Genomic DNA, 20674 nt, shown 5'->3' with positions numbered 1-20674 from the left:
CTCCCGGCGCAGTACCCGTAAGGCGGTTCCTAACTTCTGCAAGGAGGCACCATGCGTCTGCTCGTCACCTGGCTGATCAATGCCGCGACCCTGTTCGCGCTGCCCTATCTGCTGTCCACGGTCGCGGTGCAGGACTTCACGTCGGCGCTCATCGCCGCGCTGGTGCTGGGCCTGGTCAACACCCTGATCCGGCCCATTTTGCTGCTGCTTACCCTGCCGGTCACGCTGCTCACGCTCGGGCTCTTCATCTTCGTCATCAATGGATTGATGTTCTGGGTCGTGGCGAACTTCGTCAGCGGCTTCTACGTCGCCAGCTTCGGCAGCGCCATCCTCGCGGCGCTGCTGTACAGCGTGATTTCCTGGGCATTGTCCGCACTCATCCTCAAGAAAGAATGACTCTTCCTAACGTCAGCATCGAGTTCTTTCCGCCCAAAACGCCGGAAGGCGTGGAAAAGCTCCGCGTTGCACGCGGCAAGCTCGCCGCGCTGCAGCCGAAGTATTTTTCCGTGACCTTCGGCGCGGGCGGATCGACCCAGAAGGGCACGCTCGAAACCGTGCTCGACATCAAGGGCGAAGGCCACGACGCCGCGCCCCACCTGTCCTGCATCGGCAGTTCCCGCGACAGCCTGCGCGCCATTCTCCAGGAGTACAAGGAGAACGGCATCAAGCGCCTGGTCGCCCTGCGCGGCGACCTGCCCAGCGGCTACGGCGCCTTTGGCGAAATCCGCTATGCCAACGAACTCGTGGAGTTCATCCGCGCCGAGACCGGTGACTGGTTCCACGTCGAAGTCGCGGCCTATCCCGAGACGCATCCGCAGGCGCGGTCGCCGCAGGATGACCTCGCCAGCTTCGTGCGCAAGGTGAATGCCGGCGCGGACGCCGCCATCACGCAATACTTCTACAACGCCGACGCGTATTTCCGTTTCGTCGACGATGCCGCGCGCGCCGGTGCCAATGTGCCCATCGTTGCCGGCGTCATGCCTATCACAAATTATTCCCAGCTCATGCGGTTTTCCGACATGTGCGGCGCGGAAATCCCGCGGTGGATCCGGCTCAAGCTTGCCAGCTTCGGTGACGATACGGCGTCGATCAAGGCCTTCGGGCTCGACGTGGTGACGGCGCTTTGCGAGAGATTGATCTCCGGTGGGGCGCCGGGGCTGCATTTTTATACGTTGAATCAGGCGGCAGCGACGGTGGAGATTTGCCGGAGGCTTGGGGGTTAAAGGGGAGGTCTCGTTTCCCAGCAAGGTTCCCTCCCCTTGAAGGGGAGGGAGCCCTTAACACCGAAATGGGAGTCCACTCACCGCAACCCCATCCACAACCCCAGCGGCACGAACCCCAGCGCCGCCAGGTTCCCCAGCAACACGATCGACGCCACCTTGTCCGGCTCCTGCTTGTACCGCTCGGCGATCATGAAGCAGAACACCGCCGGCGGCAGCGACGCAAACAGGTACATCTGTCCGCGCTGATCGGGGGACAGCGTCAGCGCCAGGTCGAGCAGCCAGGCCACGACCAGCCCGGCCAGCGGGCACACCACCGCGCCCACGAGTCCGATGTGCCAGCTCTTGAGGTTGACGTCGAGCATGCGCACGCCGAGCGAGAAAAGCATGATGGGAATGCAGGCATCGCCCAGCATCTTCAAGGCCTGCATCAGCGGCACCGGCAGGACGATGTGGAAGATGGCGAAGACCATGCCGATGGCCATGGCGATCATCATCGGGCTGAGCAGGAACCGCCACACCGGCGTGTGCTGGTTGCGTCCGCTCTCGATGAGCTTGATCCCCACCGAAAAATAAATCAGGTTGCTCGCCATGAACAGGGCGACTGCGGCGGAGAGCCCGGTGGGGCCGAAGGCCAGCACGGCCAGCGGCAGGCCCATGTTGCCGCAATTGTTATACATCATGGGCGGCACGAAGCTGCGCGGATCGTAACCCAGCATGCGCGCGACCGGCCAGGCGATCAGGCCGGAACCGAGGGAGATGAGGATGCCTGCCACGATCAGCATGCCATTCTGGACGAGATCGAATTCCTTCGCCGCCAGCGCGGTAAAGACGAGCAGCGGGCACAGCACATCCATGCTCACCTTGTTCACCGAGATCATGTCCGGCTTGACGGACTTGCCGCGGACGCGGCCGTAGACGTAGCCGAGGGCGATGATGATGAAGACGGGAAGGATGATACCGAGGATGCGTTCAAACACTTGCATGGAAAGCTTTCAGGCGGACGGGCGGCGACCATTGTAGCGAGAAGTCGCGTTCGGCGTTCTCGCGCTTCCGGCCCGGGGGCTCTGGCGCCGTTCCCGGTTCAGGACTTCAGCAGGCGCGCTTCCGCCCTAGCCACGCCGTCGGTCGCGCCGCGCAGGACCACAATGTCGCCCTCCTGCAATGCCACGCCGGGCCTCAGGTCGATGCGGGCCTTGCCGCGCCGGAGGATCGTGACTTCCGCGCCAAGTTCCGCGAGCTTCAGCGATTCGAGGGTCCTGCCGATGGCCCGGGCGCCCTCGTTGAGCACCACGGAATGCAGGCGCACATGCAGGTGCTCGGCGTCGTCGGGCGCGTCGCCCACGCCGTGGAAGTAGCCGCGCAAGGAGGCATAGCGCTCGTCGCGCGCCGCCTGCACCCGGTGCACCACGCGCCGCAGCGGCACGCCCAGCATCACCATCGCGTGGGACGCCAGCATCAGGCTGCCTTCGATCGCCTCGGGTACCACCTCGGCCGCGCCCGCGCTGCGCAGCTTGTCGAGGTCGGTGTCGTCGTGGCTGCGCACGATCACGGGCAGGGTGGGGGCAAGCTCGTGGGCGAAATGCAGCACCTTGAGCGCGGACGGCGTGCTGGCGTAGGTCACGACCAGCGCCGAGGCGCGGTGGATGCCGGCGGCCACCAGGCTTTCGCGGCGCGCCGCATCGCCGAACGACACGTTCGCGCCGGCGGCCTGCGCTTCCCGCACCCGGTCGGGGTCGAGGTCGAGCGCATGGTAGGCGATGCCTTCTTCTTCCAGCAGCCGTCCCAGGTTCTGGCCGCTGCGGCCGAAGCCGGCGATGATGACGTGCTTCTGGGTGGTCATGGTGCGCGTCGCGATCTGCGTGAGGGCGAGCGATTGCATCATCCACTCGTTGGCCGACAGCTTGAGCACGATGGCGTCCGACTTCTCGATGATGAACGGCGCCAGCAGCATGGACAGCACCATGGACGCGAGGATGAGCTGGATGACCATCGGATCCATGAGCTGCAGGCCGCCGGCCTGGTTGAGCAGCACGAAGCCGAATTCGCCTGCCTGCGCCAGCGCCAGGCCGGTGCGCAGCGCCACGCCGGTGGAAGCGCCGAACAGCCGGGCCAGGCCGGCGATGATGCCGAACTTGAGCAGCACCGGCCCGGCGAGCAGCAGCAGCACCAGCCAGCCGTTGTGCACCATGAGCTTGAGGTTGAGCAGCATGCCGATGGTGATGAAGAACAGGCCGAGCAGCACGTCGCGGAAGGGCTTGATGTCTTCTTCCACCTGGTGCTTGTATTCGGTCTCGGAAATCAGCATGCCGGCGACGAAGGCGCCCAGCGCCATGGACAGCCCGGCAAGCTCGGTGATCCAGGCCGCGCCCAGGGTGATGAGCAGCAGGTTCAGCATGAACAGCTCCTGCGAACGCCGCTTGACCACGATATGGAACCAGGTGCGCATGAGCTGCTGGCCGATGACCAGCAGCAGCACCAGCACGATCACCGCCTTCATGGACGCCAGCGCTAGCGTCGCCATCAGGTCGCCCGACTTGTTGGCCAGTGCCGGCACCAGGATCAGCAGCGGCACCACCGCCAAGTCCTGGAACAGCAGGATGCCGATGATGCGCCGGCCATGCTCGCTTTCGAGTTCCAGGCGCTCGGTCAGCATCTTGGAAACGATGGCGGTGGACGACATGGCGAGCGCGCCGCCGAGCGCGAAGGCCGCCCGCCAGCTGATGTCGACCAGCTGCGGCAGCAGCCAGGCCGTGCTCCAGCCGAATACCATGGTGACGCCGATGGTAAGCAGCACCTGCGCCATCCCCAGCCCGAATACCGTCTTGCGCATGGCGGACAGCTTGGGCAGGGAGAACTCCAGGCCGATCGAAAACATCAGGAAGACCACGCCGAACTCGCCCAGGATGTGGGTGGTGGCGTTCTGTTCCGCCAGTCCCAGGCCGAAGGGACCGATGACGATGCCGACCGCCAGGTAGCCGAGCATCGGCGGCAGGTGCAGCATGCGGAAGGCCACGACGCCCAGAACCGCGGCCAACAGGAGAAGTAGGGTTAGTTCAAGCGGAGAGAACATGCTTCGTGCAAAGACAAGACCCGATTGCCGGTGGGTTGAGTGTGGTCAAAGCCGCGGTTTTTGTTACCACTGGCAGATTTTTTGCTTTCCAACTTCGTTTATACTTCCCGCATGAGTGTACCCCATGCAAAAAGCCTGCCGAAAGTTTTTGATTCAACCACGCTGACGCGCGCCCGCGCGCTCGCGGCCGAGACGCTGCGCATCGAGGCGGATGCCATCCTCGCCCTGCAGCAGCGGCTCGAAAGCGACGAGGGCGAAGCCTTCGCCCGCGCCGTCGCCACGCTGCTGGACTGCAGCGGCCGGGTGGTCGTTTCCGGCATCGGCAAGTCGGGCCACATCGCCCGCAAGATCGCTTCCACCCTGGCCTCGACCGGCACGCCGGCGCTGTTCGTCCATGCCGCCGAGGCGCTGCACGGCGACCTGGGCATGATCACCGAAAACGACGCCATGATCGCGATTTCCTATTCCGGGGAAGCCGCGGAATTCCTGTCCATCATTCCTATCGTCAAGCGCATGGGCGCCAGGCTGATCGCCATGACCGGCAATCCGGCGTCCAGCCTCGGCCAGCTTGCCGACATCCATCTCAACGTGCATGTCGACAAGGAAGCCTGCCCGCTCAACCTCGCGCCGACCGCCAGCAGCACCGCCACCCTGGCGCTCGGCGACGCGCTCGCGGTCGCCCTGCTCGACGCCCGCGGTTTCCGCGAGGAAGACTTCGCCCGCTCGCATCCGGGCGGCGCGCTGGGCCGGCGCCTGCTGACCCACGTGCGCGACGTCATGCGCAAGGGCGACGCGATTCCGGCGGTCAAGGCCGAGACCAGCCTGCCGCAGGCGCTCGGCGAAATTAGCCGCAAGGGCATGGCCATGACCGCCGTGGTGGACGACGGCTTCCGCGTCACCGGAATTTTCACCGACGGCGACCTGCGCCGCCTGCTCGAAACCGTGCAGGACTTCACCCGGGTCCGCATCGCCGACGTGATGCACGCCAACCCCCGCACCATCCACCCCGACCAGCTCGCGGTCGAGGCGGTGGAAATCATGGAGCAGTTCCGCATCAACCAGCTGCTGGTCGCGGATGGCGACGGAAAGCTGGTCGGCGCCCTGCACATCCACGACCTTACGCGCGCCAAGGTGATCTGATGGACGCCAGCGCAATCGAACGGGCCGCGCGCCTGCGCCTGATGATCTTCGACGTCGATGGCATCCTCACCGACGGCAGCCTGCACTATGGCGCCCAGGGCGAGCTGATCAAAACCTTCAACGTGCTCGACGGCCACGGCATCAAGCTGCTGCAGCAATCCGGCGTGGCCACGGCCATCATCAGCGCGCGCAAGTCCGAACTCGTGGCCAGGCGCGCCGCCGACCTCGGCATCGCCCACCTTTACCAGGGCGTGCACGACAAGAAGGCCGCCTTCGAGACCTTGCTGTCCGACACTGGCATTGCCGCCGCGGAATCCGGCTTCGTCGGCGACGACGTGATCGACCTGCCCATCCTCCTGCGCGCGGGCTTCGCGGCCAGCGTGCCCAACGCCCATCCCGAAGTGAAGAGCCGGGTGCATTACGTCACCCAGGCCGCGGGCGGCAAGGGCGCGGCGCGGGAGTTGTGCGACTTCATCCTGCGCGCCCAGGGCAACTACGACAAGGCGCTCGCGCCCTACCTGGCATGAACGAATCGACCCGCATCATCCGGTTCCTCTTGCTTCTGGCGCCCGTGATCGCCCTGGCACTGGGCAGCTTCTGGCTGCTCGAAGTCCTGCGCCGCTCGGCCGGCGAGGCGACACCCGACAAAGTCCGGGTCGAGCCGGATTTCTACATCGACAAGTTCAGCTACGTGAAGCTCGCGCCGGACGGCCGGGCGCAATACCATTTCGCCGGCGAACGCCTGACGCACAATCCGCGGGACGACTCCTACGACATCCGCAATCCCGTCATCCGCACCACCGGCAAGTCCGCTTCGCCGATGAGCATCCGCTCGGACCGCGCGCACGTGAGCAACGACAACAGCGAAGTGCACATGTACGACCACGTGCAGATGGACCGCCCCGCCACCGCCGACGGCCGGCCCCTGCAGTTGCGTTCCGACTACCTTCTGGTGCTGCCCGACGACGACGTGATGAAGACCGACAAGCCGGTGGTCATTACCTCGGGGGAAGCGGTGCTGAACGGCGTGGGCATGGTCGCCAACAATGCCACCCGCGAGCTCCGGCTCCTCAACAATGTCCATGGCACGTATCAACCTGCGACGCGCCAAATCAGGTAATACTGCTTATCCGGGAATGTCCATGAAACTTTTCGTCTCCTTCCTTCTGGCCCTGCTGACCGCCACCGCCGCCGTCAGCGTCCGCGCCGAGAAAGCAGACTCTCAAAAACCGACCAACATCGAAGCGGACCAGATGGCCTACGACGACGTGAAGCAGATCAACACCTTCACCGGCAACGTGATCCTCACGCGCGGCACCCTGATCATGCGGGCCAACAAGCTGATCGTGACCCAGGACCCGGCGGGCTACCAGCACGCCACCCTGCTCGCGCCGCAGGGCGGGCTGGCGACGTTCCGGCAAAAGCGCGATGGCCCGGGCGACCAGTGGGTGGAAGGCCAGGCCGAACGCATCGAGTACGACGGCCGCGCGGAACTGGTGAAGCTGTTTTCGAAAGCCAAGATGCGCCGCCTGGAAGGCACCCGGCCCACCGACGAGGTCGAGGGCGAATTCATTTCCTACGACAGCCGGGCCGAATTCTTTTCCGTCAACAACACCGCCAATGGCAGCAGCAAGCCGGGCGGCGGCAGGATCAAGGCCGTGATCCAGCCGAGAACCGAAGCCAAGCCAGGCGAGCAGAAGGACAAGCAATGAAGAGCACCCTAGTCGCACGGGGATTGCAGAAGAGCTACGGCGCGCGCCAGGTGGTGCAGGACGTCTCGCTCGAAGTGGAGTGCGGCGAAGTGGTCGGCCTCCTCGGGCCGAACGGCGCGGGCAAGACGACCTCGTTCTACATGATCGTCGGCCTGGTGCCGTCCGATGCCGGCGAGATCCACCTCAACGACGTGCCGATCTCGCGCCTGCCCATCCACAGGCGGGCCACGCTCGGGCTGTCCTACCTGCCGCAGGAAGCCTCGGTGTTCCGCAAGCTCACGGTCGCGGACAACATCCGCGCGGTGCTCGAACTGCAGCGGGTCGACGACAAGCCGATTTCCTCGTCCGACATCGAGAAGCGCCTCAACACCCTGCTGTCCGAGCTGCAGATCGAGAAGCTGCGCGAAAACCAGGCGCTGTCCCTGTCGGGCGGCGAACGCCGCCGCGTGGAGATCGCCCGCGCGCTCGCCACCAATCCGCGCTTCGTGCTGCTCGACGAACCCTTCGCCGGCGTGGACCCGATCGCGGTCATCGAGATCCAGCGCATCGTGCGCTTCCTGAAGGAACGCGGCATCGGCGTGCTGATCACCGACCACAACGTGCGCGAAACCCTGGGCATCTGCGACCGGGCCTATATCATCAACCAGGGCTCGGTGCTGGCGAGCGGCCGGCCGGACGACATCATCGCCAACGAATCCGTGCGGCGCGTGTACCTCGGTGAACACTTCCGGATGTAGGGAAGACATGACGTCATGAAACAGACTCTCCAACTTCGCATATCGCAACACCTTGCGCTGACGCCGCAGTTGCAGCAGTCGATCCGGCTCCTGCAACTGTCGACGCTCGAGCTGCACCAGGAGCTGGAACAGATCCTGTCCGACAATCCCATGCTGGAACGCGTGGACGATCCCCTCGACAACTCGGTGCGCCTGCTGGCGGACGGCGCGATCACGCCTTCGTCGGCGCCGTCGGAAGCGCCTGCCCAGGAGTCCGCTTCCTCCGCACCGGAAGGCGGCGAGGAGGGCGGCAATTTCGAGAATGGCGGCGATGGCGAGGCGGGCAGCGCGAGCGAGGGCGAATGGAGCTTCGACGATGTCGCGCGCACCTCCAAGGCGCCCGAGGACGACGATGCCCGGCCCCAGCTCGAAGCCCACGAAACCACGCTGCGCGAACACCTGCTCGAACAGATGCGGCTGACGGTGCGCGGCCAGCGCGACCGCGCACTGGTGGAACTGATCGTCGACGCGCTCGACGACAATGGCTACCTCGAAGAGCCGATCGAGGAAATCCATGCCCGCCTGCCGGAGGAGCTGGAGATCGACCTCGACGAACTGCAGGTGGCGCTGAAGCTGGTGCAAAGCTTCGAGCCGGCCGGCGTGGGCGCGCGCAATGCCTCGGAGTGCCTCTCGCTGCAGATCCGGCGCATGCCCAAGGTGGCGCTGGTCACGCGCCGCCGAGCGCTGGACATCGTCGAAAAGCATCTCACCCTGTTCGCCCAGCGCGACTTCAACAAGCTCAAGAAGGCGCTGGACTGCGACGACGAAGACCTGCGCGAGGCGCAGGTGATCATCAAGCGCTGCAACCCGCATCCCGGCGCGGCCTATGCCTCCGATGCCTCGGACTTCGTCGTTCCCGACGTCATCGTCAAGCGCACCAAGAACGGCTGGCAGGTCATGCTCAACCATGACGTCATGCCGCGCCTGCGGGTCAACGCGCTGTACGCCACCATCCTCAAGCAGAACAAGGGTGAGGGCTCGCTCTCTTCCCAGCTCCAGGAAGCCAAGTGGCTGATCAAGAACATGCGCCAGCGCTTCGACACCATCCTGCGCGTGGCGCAGGCTATCGTCGACCGCCAGCGCAATTTTTTCACCCACGGCGCGGTCGCCATGCGCCCCCTTGTGTTGCGCGAAATTGCTGATACACTGGGATTACACGAGAGCACAATTTCTCGTGTAACAACTCAGAAATACATGCTGACACCCCACGGCATGTTCGAGTTGAAGTACTTCTTCGGTAGCCATGTCGCCACGGAAGCAGGAGGAGAAGCCTCCTCCACCGCGATCCGGGCGCTGATCAAACAACTCATAGGAGCTGAAGACCCCAAGAATCCATTTTCGGATAGCAAGATCGCGGATATGCTGGGGGAACAAGGCATGGTCGTCGCGCGACGCACGGTCGCCAAGTACCGGGAAGCCCTGAAGATTCCTCCTGTCAATCTCCGCAAATCCCTGTAGTTTTGTGTTGTTGTTGCCGTGTTCCCGGCGTGGTTCTGACCGCATCGGCGACACGTCGCGAACCGCCGGCGACGCCCATATAGGAGCGCTGTATGAATCTGACAATCAGTGGACATCACCTCGAACTGACCCCCGCCATTCGCGAGTACGTGCAGGCCAAGCTGGAGCGAATCAAAAGGCATTTCGATCATGTCATTGATGTGGCGGTCATCCTGGCCGTCGAAAAGCTCCCCGAGAAAGAAAAGCGGCAGAAAGCCGAAATCAACCTTCGACTGCGTGGCAACACCATCCACGTCGAAAGCATCGCGGAAGACCTCTACGCCGCGATCGATGCCCTGATCGACAAGCTCGACCGTCAGGTCATCAAATACAAGGACAAGCTGCAGAACCACCAGCGTGAGACGCTCAAGCGCATGCCGGACACCCAGGTTCCCGCCTGATCCACCAAGGCAGTCATCCATCAAGGGCGCAGCGATGCGCCCTTTTTGTTTGCACTTTAAAATTGCGTGTCGCCATCTCCAGAAACTTCCCATGTCCGCATTCGTCAAGACCGAGATCAAGAACCGCATTGCCCACATCATCCTCGACCGCCCCAAGGCGCTGAACTCCCTGTCGCTCGACATGGTCCGCGCGATCACCGCCGCGCTGCTGGCCTGGCGCGACGACGCCGGCGTGCAGGCCGTCGTGATCCGCAGCACCAGCGAACGCGCGCTCTGCGCCGGTGGCGACATCCGCTTCTTCCACGACGCCGGCACGAAGACGCCGCAGGGCGGCAGCGCGCTGCTGGAAGACTTCTTCACCGAAGAGTATTCCCTCAACCACCTGATCCATCATTATCCCAAGCCTTATGTCGCCATCATGGACGGCATCGTCATGGGCGGCGGCATGGGCGTGGCGGAAGGCGGCGAGGCGAACCGCCTGCGCATCGTCACCGAGCGCAGCAAGATCGCCATGCCTGAAGTCAACATCGGCCTGTTTCCCGATGTCGGCGGCGGCTACTTCCTGTCGCGCGCGCCGGGGCAGATCGGCACCTATCTCGGCGTGACCGGCGAAACCATCGGCGCGGCCGACGCCATTGCGGCGGGACTCGCCGATGTCTTCGTTCCCTCCGACCGGCTGCCGGCAATGATGGAGTTGCTGGACGGCACGAACGCGTCCGACATCCGCGCGGCCCTTCGCGAATTCGCCGCGCCGCATCGGGAAGCCGGCGCTGCCGGCAAGGGCATCCTTGCCGCGCAACGCGAGCGCATCGACCGGCATTTCGCCTTTGATACCGTGGCGGACATCATGGCCTCGCTGGCCGGCGATGACGATCCCTTCGCGCAGAGGACGCTGGACATCATGCGCAAGCGCTCGCCGCTGATGATGTGCGTGACGCTGGAGCAATTGCGGCGCGGCGCGTCGATGTCGCTCGCGGAGTGCTTGCGGGTGGAGCGTACGCTGGTCAGGCGTACCTTCGAGCATGGCGAAGTGCTGGAGGGCGTGCGGGCGCTGGTGGTGGATAAAGATAATGCGCCGAGGTGGAATCCAGGGTCGGTGGAGGAGGTGACGCCGGAGATGGTGGCGGGGTTCTTTGACAGCCCGTGGCCGGGGCATGCGCATCCGTTGCGGGGGTTGGAGTAACTCCCGCGACCTTATGAGCGCAATGCCGAAGGCGAGCCGCATTCCCTCCCCTTCAAGGGGAGGGTTAGGGTGGGGATGGGGGTCGGCCGCACCTAAAGAACAGCATTAAGTTCGCCGGTTATATCAACGCTGTCCTTTGCTCGCGCCGGAACCCCATCCTCACCCCAACCCTCCTCTTGAAAGGGAGGGAGCTAAGCGCCCTGAAAGAGGGGGAGCTAAGCGCGCTGGAGGAGAAGCGACCTTTTACCCAGTCGCCACCACATCAAACCGCCCAGGCGTGATACCCGCGTCGCCGACTTCCTCCACTACCACGTCATCCACCCGTGCAGAAGCCGGCCCGCGCCGCGCCCACGCGAGAATCGCTTCAAGCGCCCGGGCCTCGCCATCCACCATCGCTTCCACCGAGCCGTCCGTCCGGTTGCGCACCCATCCCCACAACCCCAGCCGCCGCGCCTCGGATTCGAACGAAGCGCGATATCCCACGCCTTGCACTTTCCCGGTAATGACGAGATGCCTGGCCATGCGGCTTACTTCTTCTTCGTGGCGAGCATCGGCGCGAGATACTTGCCGGTGTGGCTGAGCGGGCTCTTCGCCACGTCTTCCGGCGTGCCGGCGGCAATGATCTGGCCGCCGCCCGCGCCGCCTTCCGGTCCAAGGTCGACGAGCCAGTCGGCCGTCTTGATGACGTCGAGGTTGTGCTCGATGATCACCACGGTATTCCCCTGGTCGCGCAGGCGGTGGATCACCTTCAGCAGCAGGTCGATGTCGTGGAAGTGCAAGCCGGTGGTCGGCTCGTCGAGGATATAGAGCGTGCGTCCCGTGTCGCGCTTGGAGAGTTCGAGCGAGAGCTTGACGCGCTGCGCTTCGCCACCCGACAGCGTGGTCGCGCTCTGGCCGAGGCGGATGTAACCCAGGCCCACGTCGAGCAGGGTCTGCAGCTTGCGCGCCACGACCGGTACCGGCTTAAAGAATTCGTGCGCCTCTTCGACGGTCATTTCCAGGACTTCGTGGATGCTCTTGCCCTTGTAGTGCACTTCGAGCGTCTCGCGGTTGTAGCGCTTGCCGTGGCAGACGTCGCAAGGCACGTAGACGTCGGGAAGGAAGTGCATCTCGACTTTGATCACGCCGTCGCCCTGGCAGGCTTCGCAGCGGCCGCCCTTGACGTTGAAGGAGAAGCGTCCGGCGCTGTAGCCGCGTTCCTTGGAGGTCGGCACCGTGGCGAACAGATCGCGGATGGGCGTGAACACGCCGGTGTAGGTCGCCGGGTTGGAGCGGGGCGTGCGGCCGATGGGCGCCTGGTCGACGTTGATCACCTTGTCGAAATGCTCGAGGCCGGAAATCGTTTCGTAGGGCGCGGGTTCGGCCTGCGAGCCGTACAGGTGGCGCGAGGCGGCGTGGTAGAGCGTGTCGTTCACCAGCGTCGACTTGCCCGAACCGGACACGCCGGTCACGCAGGTCAGGAGGCCGACCGGCAGGTCCATCGTGACGTTGCGCAGGTTGTTGCCGGTCGCGCCGGTGATCACGAGGCGGCGCTCGGCATCGGGCGCGGTACGTTTCTTCGGCACGTGGATCGCCAGCGTGCCGTTCAGGTACTTCGCCGTCAGCGATTTCTTGTGCTTGAGGATGTCGTCCAGCGGGCCCTTGGCGATGACTTCGCCGCCGTGCACGCCGGCGCCGATGCCCATGTCGACGATGTAGTCGGCGCAGCGGATCGCGTCTTCGTCGTGTTCCACCACCAGCACGCTGTTGCCGATGTCGCGCAGGTGCTTGAGGGTGTTGATGAGGCGGTCGTTGTCGCGCTGGTGCAGGCCGATGGAGGGCTCGTCGAGCACGTACATCACGCCGGTGAGGCCGGAACCGATCTGCGAGGCGAGGCGGATGCGCTGCGCCTCGCCGCCCGACAGCGTGTCGGCGCTGCGTTCCAGCGACAGGTAGTCGAGGCCGACGTTGTTCAGGAATTTCAGTCGGGAGACGATTTCCTTGATGATGCGGTCGGCGATCTCGCGCTTGGCGCCGGTCAGCTTGAGCTTCTCGAAGAAGGCGAGTGTCTCGCGCAGCGGCGTGGTCGCCACTTCATGGATGGAGCGTTCCTGCTTGCCGGTGCCGACCTTGACGTTGCGCGCTTCGACGCGCAGGCGCGCGCCCTCGCATTGCGGGCAAGCCTTCTGATTGATGAACTTCGCCAGTTCTTCCTTGACCGCCATCGAGTCGGTTTCGCGGTAGCGGCGCTGCAGATTGTTCACCACGCCTTCGAAGGTATGCTGGCGCACCATGGCGCGGCCGCGCTCGTTGATGTAGGTGAAGGGAATGGTCTGCCGGCCGGAGCCGTGCAGGATCACCTGCCGCGCCTGTTCCGGCAGTTCCTCGAAGGGCGTGTCCAGGTCGAACTCGTAGTGTTCCGCCAGGTTCGACAGCATCTGGAAGTAGAACTGGTTGCGCCGGTCCCAGCCCTTGATCGCGCCGCTGGCGAGCGAAAGGTTGGGAAAGGCGACGATGCGCTTGGGATCGAAGAACTCGATGTGCCCCAGGCCGTCGCACTCCGGGCAGGCGCCCATCGGGTTGTTGAACGAGAACAGGCGCGGCTCGAGTTCCTGCAGCGAGTAGCCGCAGATCGGGCAGGCGAACTTGTTCGAGAAAAGCTGTTCCTTGCCGGTGTCCATTTCGAGCGCGATGGCGCGGCCGTCCGCGAGGCGCAGGGCGGTCTCGAAGCTTTCGGCGAGGCGCTGCTTGGCGTCCGGCTTCACCTTCAGGCGGTCGACCACCACGTCGATGGTGTGCTTCTCGGCTTTCTTCAGCTTGGGCAGGTCGTCGACCTCGTAGGTCTTGGCGTCGCCGGTGCCGCTCTGGATGCGGAAGCGGATGAAGCCCTGGGCCTGCATTTCCTCGAACAGGTCGGCATGCTCGCCCTTGCGGTTCGCCACCACCGGCGCGAGGATCATCAGCTTGGTGTCTTCGGGCATGGCCAGCACCGCGTCCACCATCTGCGACACCGACTGCGCCGACAAGGGATTCTCCGGATGGTTGGGGCAATACGGCGTGCCGACCCGCGCATACAGAAGACGCAGGTAATCGTGGATTTCCGTCACGGTGCCCACGGTGGAACGGGGGTTGTGCGAGGTGGCTTTTTGCTCGATGGAAATAGCCGGGGAAAGGCCCTCGATCAGGTCCACGTCCGGCTTTTCCATCAATTGCAGGAACTGGCGGGCGTAGGCCGACAGCGACTCGACGTAGCGGCGCTGTCCCTCCGCGTACAGGGTGTCGAAGGCGAGGGAGGATTTGCCGGAACCGGACAGCCCGGTGATGACGATGAGCTTGTTCCGGGGCAACTCAAGGCTGATGTTCTTGAGGTTGTGCGTACGGGCGCCGCGAATGCGTATTTCTTCCATGAACGATGGGTATCTTGGGGTTTGATTCGGTCAACCTGATACTATAACGGGTTTTGAAGTCGGTCGCGTCCGGCCGAGATCGTCTGTCCAAACTGGCATGTCCACCACCGTTCCCATCGAGCCAAGCACCCGCATGACACCCCAGGAGGTGCGCTCGAGCGCCTCGCTGGCCTCCATCTTCGCCCTGCGCATGCTGGGCATGTTCCTCATCCTTCCCGTCTTCGCCGTGCATGCGCGTTCCATGCCCGGCGGCGACAACGCCACGCTGATCGGCCTGGCCATGGGCATGTATGGCCTGACGCAGTCCTTCGGGCAGATTCCCTTCGGCGCGGCATCCGACCGCTTCGGCCGCAAGCCGGTCATCATCGCGGGGCTGCTGCTGTTTGCGCTCGGGTCGTTCATCGCCGCCTTCGCGTCCACCCTGGAATGGGTCATCGTCGGGCGCGCGGTGCAGGGCGCCGGCGCGATCTCCGCCGCGGTCACCGCCTTCATCGCCGACGCTACCCGCGAGGAGCACCGCACCAAGGCGATGGCCATGGTCGGCGGATCGATCGGCATCACCTTCGCCGTGTCCCTCATCGCCGCGCCGCTGCTGTACCGGGTGATCGGCATGGGCGGTATCTTCGGCCTGACCGGCGTGCTGTCGCTGCTGGCAATCCTGGTGGTGGCCTACGTGGTGCCGCCGGCGCCGCGCATGGTCGCCCTGCCCAAGGTGCCGTTCAGCGCGGTGCTGCGCGACAAGGAGCTCATGCGGCTGAACTATGGCGTGTTCGTGCTGCACCTGTCGCAGATGGCGATGTTCGTGGTGGTGCCGCAGGCCCTGGTCAAATTCGCTGGGATCCCGGTGGCCGACCACTGGAAGATCTACCTGCCGGTGGTTCTGGCATCCTTCATCCTCATGCTGCCGCCGGTGTTCGTCGGCGAGAAGCAGGGCAAGATGAAGCAGGTCTTCCTCGGCGCGATCGGCCTGATGCTGGCGGTACAGGCCGGCTTCTTCGTCTTCCTGCATGCGCCCGGGCACTGGCTGTTCCTGGCCGGGCTGCTGCTGGCCTTCTTCGTCGCGTTCAACATCCTGGAGGCGTCCCAGCCTTCGCTGGTGTCGCGCATCGCGCCGCCGGCGGCGAAGGGCTCGGCGCTCGGCGTGTACAACACCCTGCAGGCCCTCGGCCTGTTCTGCGGCGGCGCGCTCGGCGGCTGGCTCAACCAGCATGTCGGCGGCTACGCCGTGTTCGCCGTGTGCGCTGCGGTGACGCTGGTGTGGCTTATAATGGCAGCCAGCATGAGGAACCTGCCGCGCCGCGGCGCCACCCAGCCAGGCGGGGCGCGGGCCTGACCGCCATCCCGTCGCAGGCGGCGCCTCCCCATCGCACACCATCATTCGAGTTCAGCATTAGGAGAAACACATGGCATCGGTCAACAAGGTCATCATCGTCGGCAACCTGGGTCGCGATCCCGAAACCCGCTACATGGCCAACGGCGAGGCCGTGACCAACGTCGCGGTGGCAACCACGGAAAGCTGGAAGGACAAGAACAGCGGCGAAAAGAAGGAACTGACCGAATGGCACCGCATCACCTTCTACCGCAAGCTCGCCGAGATCGCCGGCCAGTACCTGAAGAAGGGTTCGCAAGTCTACGTCGAAGGCCGCCTGCAGACCCGCAAGTGGACCGACAAGGATGGCGTCGAGCGCTACACCACCGAGATCATCGCCGACACGATGCAGATGCTGGGCAGCCGCCAGGGCATGGGCGGCGGCATGGGCGGCGCGCCCATGGATGACGACTACGGCAGCAGCGCACCCGCGCCTCGCCAAAGCTCGGGCGGCGGCAATGCGGGCGCGTCGCGCGCCGCGCCGGCTTCGCGCCCGGCACCCAACTTCAGCGACATGGACGACGACATTCCGTTCTGATCGCTTGCCAGGGCGTCCGGTTCGCCAACGCACGCTACCGCACCTGAATGAAAAAACCCGGCCATGCGTCGGGTTTTTTTGCGCCTCCCGGCTTGCCACCTTGGCAATCGGCTTGGCCAACTTGTTCCAAAGCTGAACATTCGCTGGAAGAGAAGAGACAAAAATGCCTTCAATTGAATGGACAGGTGTTTTTCCCTCTTTTTTCTCTTTGCAATCGCAGCAATTTCTGCACTAAGATGGCTTGTGGTTTTTGATTTATAGCAAGTCGCAGTTGCGCGACCCTTGACGGATGGCCTTCAGCCGGCTTCCGAAAACTAAGAATACCAACATGTTTTCCTTACGCCGCGATCGCCAGGATGCCGTCAAAACGCAGATCGACAGCCTCATGGAGGCCGCCGGGGACATCGTCTTCCGGTTGAGCGACGACGGGCAGATCCTGTCCGCGAGCCGGCGCACCCTCGACCTGCTCGGCAAGGATGCCGACCTGGCCGGGAAACCCTTCAGCAGCATCGTCCTGCCGGCCGACCATTCCGCGATTGCGCTGGCCCTCACCCAGGCGGCGTCCTTCCCCAGCCCGCATCGCATCAACATCCGCATTCTCGCCGCCAGCCAGACCTTGTGGATGGAAATCCAGTTCATGGCCTGTGCCAACGAAGACGGCAGCGCCGAGCTTCTCGCGGTCGGGCGCGACATCTCGAGCCAGCAGGCGACCGAGGAGCGCCTGCGCCACATGGCGACGCATGATGCATTGACCGGATTGCCCAACCGTTCCCTGCTGTCCGACCGGATCCGCATGGCGATCGCGCAGGCGCGCCGCACCGGCCGCGGCTTCGCGGTGCTGGTGCTGGACCTCGACGGCTTCAAGAAGGTCAACGATGCGCTCGGCCACCCGGTGGGCGACGCCTTGCTGCGGGTGGCGGCGAGCCGCTTCGCCGATACCCTGCGCGATGTCGATACCCTGGCGCGCGTGGGCGGCGACGAATTCGTCGCGGTCCTGCCCGGCGCGGTGTCGGAAGCCGAGATCCAGATGGTCGGGCGCCGCATGATTTCCATGATCCAGCTGCCCTTCGAGATCCAGGGGCAGAGCCTCTACGTCGGCACCTCGATCGGCGCGGCGGTGTTCCCCGAACACGGCGACAGCGAGGTCAAGCTGCTGGCGCATGCCGATACCGCGATGTACCGCGCCAAGGAGACCGGCAAGGCGCGCTGCGTGGTCTACAGCCAGGAAAAATTCACCCAGCCCGAGCATGACGTGTCGATGGAGGCCGCCATGTTCCAGGCGGTCCGCGACGGCGAGTTCTCGCTGCAATACCAGCCCATCGTCGATGCGCGCAGCCGGCAGATCATGGGCTTCGAGGCGCTGATGCGCTGGAGCCGCCCCGGCCTCGGCATGGTGCCGCCGATGCAGTTCATTCCCATGGCCGAGAACAACGGCCTGATCAACCTGCTCGGCGCCTGGGCGCTGAAGTCGGCGTGCGTGCAGATCAAGCAGTTCGAGGCCATCGCCGGCCGCCCGCTGTACGTGTCGGTCAACGTCAGTCCGCGGCAGTTCCGCAACGACCAGTTCCTGGACATCGTCGACGAGGCCATCAACCTGTCCGGCCTGAAGGCGCACCAGCTCCTGCTCGAGATCACCGAAGGCATCCTCATGTCCGACCCGGAACATGCGGAGCACCTGCTCAGCGCGATGCTGTCGCGGAACGTGCGCATCGCCATCGACGATTTCGGCACCGGCTACTCGTCGCTGGCCTATCTCAAGCGCTTCCCGATCGCCACGCTCAAGATCGACCGCGCCTTCATCAAGGACCTGCCGGCCTCGGTCAAGGATGTCGCGATCTGCAACGTCGTGCTCAGCCTGGCCAACCACCTCAACCTCAATACCGTCGCCGAAGGCGTCGAAAACGAGGAACAGCTCGACTTCCTCGCGCAGCAAGGCTGCAACCTGGTGCAGGGTTACCTCACCGGCCGGCCCCTCGTGCCCAATGACATCATTCAGCTTCTCAAACCTGGAGTGCCGGACGTCGAACCCGTCGAGATCCGGTAATACATGACCAAGGACGATCCAAACACCAATGCCGCCGGCGCCGCCACCATGGAGCTGCTCTGGTCCCGCATCCGCCAGCGCGGCGACCTTCCCGGTTTTTCCAAGGTGATCAGCACCATCGTCGGCGCCATGCGCGGCGACGAGGCGCGCGAATTCAACATGGCCAAGACCGTGCTGCAGGACCCGGCCCTGACGCAGAAGGTTCTGCGCCTGGCCAACAGCGCCATGTACTCGGTCTTCGGCCAGGGCATCAATACCGTCTCCAAGGCGGTCATCGTGCTGGGCACCGAAACCATCGGCCACCTTGCCCTCGGCCTCAAGCTGATCGACGGCCTCTCGGCGGCTTCGTCCGATTCCGCCGCCGCGCGCGCGGAAATGGAAAAGGCGGTGCTCGCCGGCCATATCGGCCGCCAGCTAGCCTCGTCCGCGCCCTCGCGCGACGCCGAGGAAGCCGTGGTGTGCGCGATGCTGCATTCGCTGGGACGCATGCTGGTGACCTTCTACCTGCCGGACCGCTGGCAACGCATCGACGCCCTGATCACCGAGGCGAAGATGACCGAGGACGCGGCGGCGCTGGAAGTGCTCGGTATCCTGTTCCATGACATTGGACAGCACGCCGCCCGCCAATGGGGCTTGCCCGCCACGGTGGTGAACACCATGCAGGACCTGCCGCCGCGCCCGGTCGCCGAACCGCTCGCGCATTCGGACTGGCTGTCGGCGATCTCGACGCTGTCGACGTCCTGCGCAACCGCCCTCTGCGACGAAACCGGGAGCGCCCAGGCCGCCTTGCAGTCGCTGGCCGGACAATACGCCGACATGCTCGGCATGGACGCCAGCCAGGTCATGCTGGCCGTCGATTCGGCCCAGCGCAACGCCGCCGAGGAGAACTCGGTGCTGGTGCGTTCTTCCCGCCGTACCGACGACAAGGCAGAACCGCTGCCGCCTTCCGGCAAGCCGGCCGATGCGGTGCAGATCCTCACTCGCGGCGTCAACGACATGCGCGGCGCGGCGCCCAACGCGACGCTCAGCCAGCTGATCGGCATGGCGCTGGAAACGGTGCACCAGGGCCTCGGCTTCAGCCGGTCCATCGCCTTTCTGCGCAGCCGGGAAAAGCATGCCTACATCGCCAGGCTGTCGTTCGGCGACGTCGGCGCAGACGTCATGCGCCGCATGAGCTTCAGCGACGCCTACCAGCCGGACGTCTTCCATGCCGCGCTGGCCAACAACAAGATGATCTTCGTCGAGAACGCCCGCGATCCGGCCTTCGTCAACAAGGTGCCGCGCTGGTGGCGCGAGGCCTTGCCGACGGCGCGCAGCTTCATGGTCCTGCCGGTGACCGTCCATCGCCATCCGATCGGCTTCATCTACGGAGACTGGGACGCCAGCCTGCCGGTGGCAAAGGTGGAGCTGGCGGACGCCGGACCGCTCAACGAGCTGCGCTCGCTCGTGGTCCGCACCTTCGAGAACCGGCAGCAGCCCGACGTCGACTGGAACCGCGGCGGCCTTTGACCGCCCGTCACGGAGCGCGGCGGTTTCCGCCGCCGGCCTTTCCGGGCCGGCAAGCCATGCGATAAAATTGGGGGCAGAGTGGCGCCCGCCACCTGCCGCTTCCCATTCTCCGTTTCCATGGCCCGCCTGCCCCGACTCGTCATCCCCGACCATCCGCATCACGTCATCCTGGACGCGCTGGATTCGCTGTCCGCGTTCCGCGACGAGGAAGACCATGCCGCCTTCCTCGGCTGGCTCAAGATGGCTTCCCGCCAGTTCAGGGTGGCGCTGCACGCCTATGTCCTGCTGCCGGGACAGGTGCAAATGCTGATTACGCCGTCCGACGCCACCGGCCTGGGAAAGATGATGCAGTGGCTCGGCCGCCAGTATGTCCCTTATTTCAACGCCAGGCACGGCCGTGCCGGCACCCTCTGGCAGGGCAGGTATCGCGCCACGCTGGTCGACGCCGGCCGGTATTTCCTCGATTGCTGCCGCTACCTCGAATCCGCGCCGGTTCGCGCCGGCCTCTGCGGCGAGCCCGGCCAGTACCGCTGGTCGAGCTATGCCCACCACGCCGGTATCCGGCAAGACCCGCTGATTACCGATCATCCCTTGTACTGGCAGCTTGGGAACACGCCGTTCGACAGGGAAGCGGGTTACCGGCGCCTCATGGAAAGCGGGATGAGCCAGGCCGAAATCAGCCTGTTCGACCAGGCGCTGCGCAAAGGCTGGCCGCTGGGTTCCGACCAGTTCATGCGTTCGCTCGAAAAGCAAACGGCGAGGCGGGTTGCACCGGCAAAGCGCGGCCGTCCGCCCAAGCCTGCGCCTGAAACGCGCGATTCCTGAT

The 20674-nt window shown here is 64.8% G+C and carries 19 protein-coding genes; 15 read left to right on the top strand and 4 right to left on the bottom strand.

Annotation, left to right across the window (positions count from 1 at the left end; translation table 11 throughout):
- Positions 1-51: 51 nt before the first annotated feature.
- Together G3574_RS09585 and metF are read left to right on the top strand one after the other, a co-directional pair.
- A complete protein-coding gene (locus tag G3574_RS09585) occupies positions 52-396 on the top strand; it encodes a phage holin family protein (protein ID WP_163962409.1) in 345 nt (114 codons plus the stop codon).
- On the top strand, positions 393-1223 hold the full coding sequence (metF, locus tag G3574_RS09580; protein WP_163962407.1) for a methylenetetrahydrofolate reductase [NAD(P)H]: 831 nt from the start codon (positions 393-395) through the stop codon (positions 1221-1223). The genes G3574_RS09585 and metF overlap by 4 nt, the downstream gene beginning before the upstream one ends.
- Positions 1224-1300: 77 nt before the next feature.
- On the opposite strand, the gene G3574_RS09575 is transcribed toward metF, so the two are convergent.
- Together G3574_RS09575 and G3574_RS09570 are read right to left on the bottom strand one after the other, a co-directional pair.
- A complete protein-coding gene (locus tag G3574_RS09575; RefSeq protein WP_163962405.1) occupies positions 1301-2206 on the bottom strand; it encodes an AEC family transporter in 906 nt (301 codons plus the stop codon).
- Between the two features lie 98 nt (positions 2207-2304).
- Complete coding sequence (locus G3574_RS09570) at positions 2305-4293, bottom strand: monovalent cation:proton antiporter family protein (protein ID WP_163962403.1); 1989 nt, start codon at positions 4291-4293, stop codon at positions 2305-2307.
- Between the two features lie 111 nt (positions 4294-4404).
- On the opposite strand from G3574_RS09570, the gene G3574_RS09565 reads away from it, so the two are divergent.
- The 8 genes from G3574_RS09565 to G3574_RS09530 all read left to right on the top strand — a co-directional run bounded on the left by G3574_RS09565 (position 4405) and on the right by G3574_RS09530 (position 11002).
- On the top strand, positions 4405-5433 hold the full coding sequence (locus G3574_RS09565; RefSeq protein ID WP_163962401.1) for a KpsF/GutQ family sugar-phosphate isomerase: 1029 nt from the start codon (positions 4405-4407) through the stop codon (positions 5431-5433).
- A complete protein-coding gene (locus G3574_RS09560; RefSeq protein ID WP_163962399.1) occupies positions 5433-5960 on the top strand; it encodes a KdsC family phosphatase in 528 nt (175 codons plus the stop codon). The genes G3574_RS09565 and G3574_RS09560 overlap by 1 nt, the downstream gene beginning before the upstream one ends.
- Positions 5957-6553, top strand: coding sequence for an LPS export ABC transporter periplasmic protein LptC (gene lptC, locus G3574_RS09555; RefSeq protein ID WP_163962396.1), 597 nt, complete (start codon positions 5957-5959; stop codon positions 6551-6553). Before G3574_RS09560 ends, lptC begins: the two co-directional genes overlap by 4 nt.
- Positions 6554-6575: 22 nt before the next feature.
- Positions 6576-7145, top strand: coding sequence for a lipopolysaccharide transport periplasmic protein LptA (gene lptA / locus G3574_RS09550; protein WP_163962394.1), 570 nt, complete (start codon positions 6576-6578; stop codon positions 7143-7145).
- Positions 7142-7882 carry an LPS export ABC transporter ATP-binding protein gene (gene lptB, locus G3574_RS09545; RefSeq protein ID WP_163962392.1) on the top strand — a complete coding sequence of 247 codons (741 nt, stop codon included), beginning with the start codon at positions 7142-7144 and terminating at the stop codon, positions 7880-7882. Before lptA ends, lptB begins: the two co-directional genes overlap by 4 nt.
- A 15-nt stretch (positions 7883-7897) precedes the next feature.
- Positions 7898-9379, top strand: a complete 1482-nt coding sequence (locus G3574_RS09540; protein WP_163962390.1) for an RNA polymerase factor sigma-54 — start codon at positions 7898-7900, stop codon at positions 9377-9379.
- A gap of 92 nt (positions 9380-9471) precedes the next feature.
- Positions 9472-9819, top strand: a complete 348-nt coding sequence (gene hpf / locus G3574_RS09535) for a ribosome hibernation-promoting factor, HPF/YfiA family (RefSeq protein ID WP_163962388.1) — start codon at positions 9472-9474, stop codon at positions 9817-9819.
- 91 nt (positions 9820-9910) lie between these two features.
- Positions 9911-11002 (top strand): enoyl-CoA hydratase/isomerase family protein, encoded by a 1092-nt coding sequence (locus G3574_RS09530; protein ID WP_163962386.1) that lies wholly within the window; start codon positions 9911-9913, stop codon positions 11000-11002.
- Between the two features lie 243 nt (positions 11003-11245).
- Here G3574_RS09530 and G3574_RS09525 read toward each other — a convergent pair whose 3' ends face one another.
- Positions 11246-11524 (bottom strand): acylphosphatase, encoded by a 279-nt coding sequence (locus G3574_RS09525; protein ID WP_163962384.1) that lies wholly within the window; start codon positions 11522-11524, stop codon positions 11246-11248.
- A 5-nt stretch (positions 11525-11529) separates the two neighbouring features.
- The gene (gene uvrA, locus G3574_RS09520) at positions 11530-14388 is read right to left on the bottom strand and encodes an excinuclease ABC subunit UvrA (RefSeq protein ID WP_163962382.1); all 2859 of its coding nucleotides are present in this window, start codon (positions 14386-14388) and stop codon (positions 11530-11532) included.
- Positions 14389-14521: 133 nt separating this feature from the next.
- Here uvrA and G3574_RS09515 point away from each other — a divergent pair, with 133 nt between their 5' ends.
- The 5 genes from G3574_RS09515 to G3574_RS09495 all read left to right on the top strand — a co-directional run bounded on the left by G3574_RS09515 (position 14522) and on the right by G3574_RS09495 (position 20673).
- Positions 14522-15721: an MFS transporter gene (locus G3574_RS09515; RefSeq protein ID WP_163962564.1), complete on the top strand. Its 1200-nt coding sequence runs from the start codon at positions 14522-14524 to the stop codon at positions 15719-15721.
- A gap of 70 nt (positions 15722-15791) precedes the next feature.
- The gene (gene ssb, locus G3574_RS09510) at positions 15792-16295 is read left to right on the top strand and encodes a single-stranded DNA-binding protein (protein WP_163962380.1); all 504 of its coding nucleotides are present in this window, start codon (positions 15792-15794) and stop codon (positions 16293-16295) included.
- A gap of 328 nt (positions 16296-16623) precedes the next feature.
- The gene (locus G3574_RS09505; protein WP_235953249.1) at positions 16624-18339 is read left to right on the top strand and encodes a putative bifunctional diguanylate cyclase/phosphodiesterase; all 1716 of its coding nucleotides are present in this window, start codon (positions 16624-16626) and stop codon (positions 18337-18339) included.
- Positions 18340-18342: 3 nt separating this feature from the next.
- Positions 18343-19848: an HDOD domain-containing protein gene (locus G3574_RS09500; protein WP_163962378.1), complete on the top strand. Its 1506-nt coding sequence runs from the start codon at positions 18343-18345 to the stop codon at positions 19846-19848.
- Between the two features lie 117 nt (positions 19849-19965).
- Positions 19966-20673 carry a transposase gene (locus G3574_RS09495; protein ID WP_163962376.1) on the top strand — a complete coding sequence of 236 codons (708 nt, stop codon included), beginning with the start codon at positions 19966-19968 and terminating at the stop codon, positions 20671-20673.
- Position 20674: the final 1 nt, after the last annotated feature.

The sequence above is a fragment of the Noviherbaspirillum galbum genome, assembly GCF_010974945.1.
GTDB lineage: Bacteria > Pseudomonadota > Gammaproteobacteria > Burkholderiales > Burkholderiaceae_D > Noviherbaspirillum > Noviherbaspirillum galbum.
This window is presented reverse-complemented; position numbering and strand designations above follow the sequence as displayed.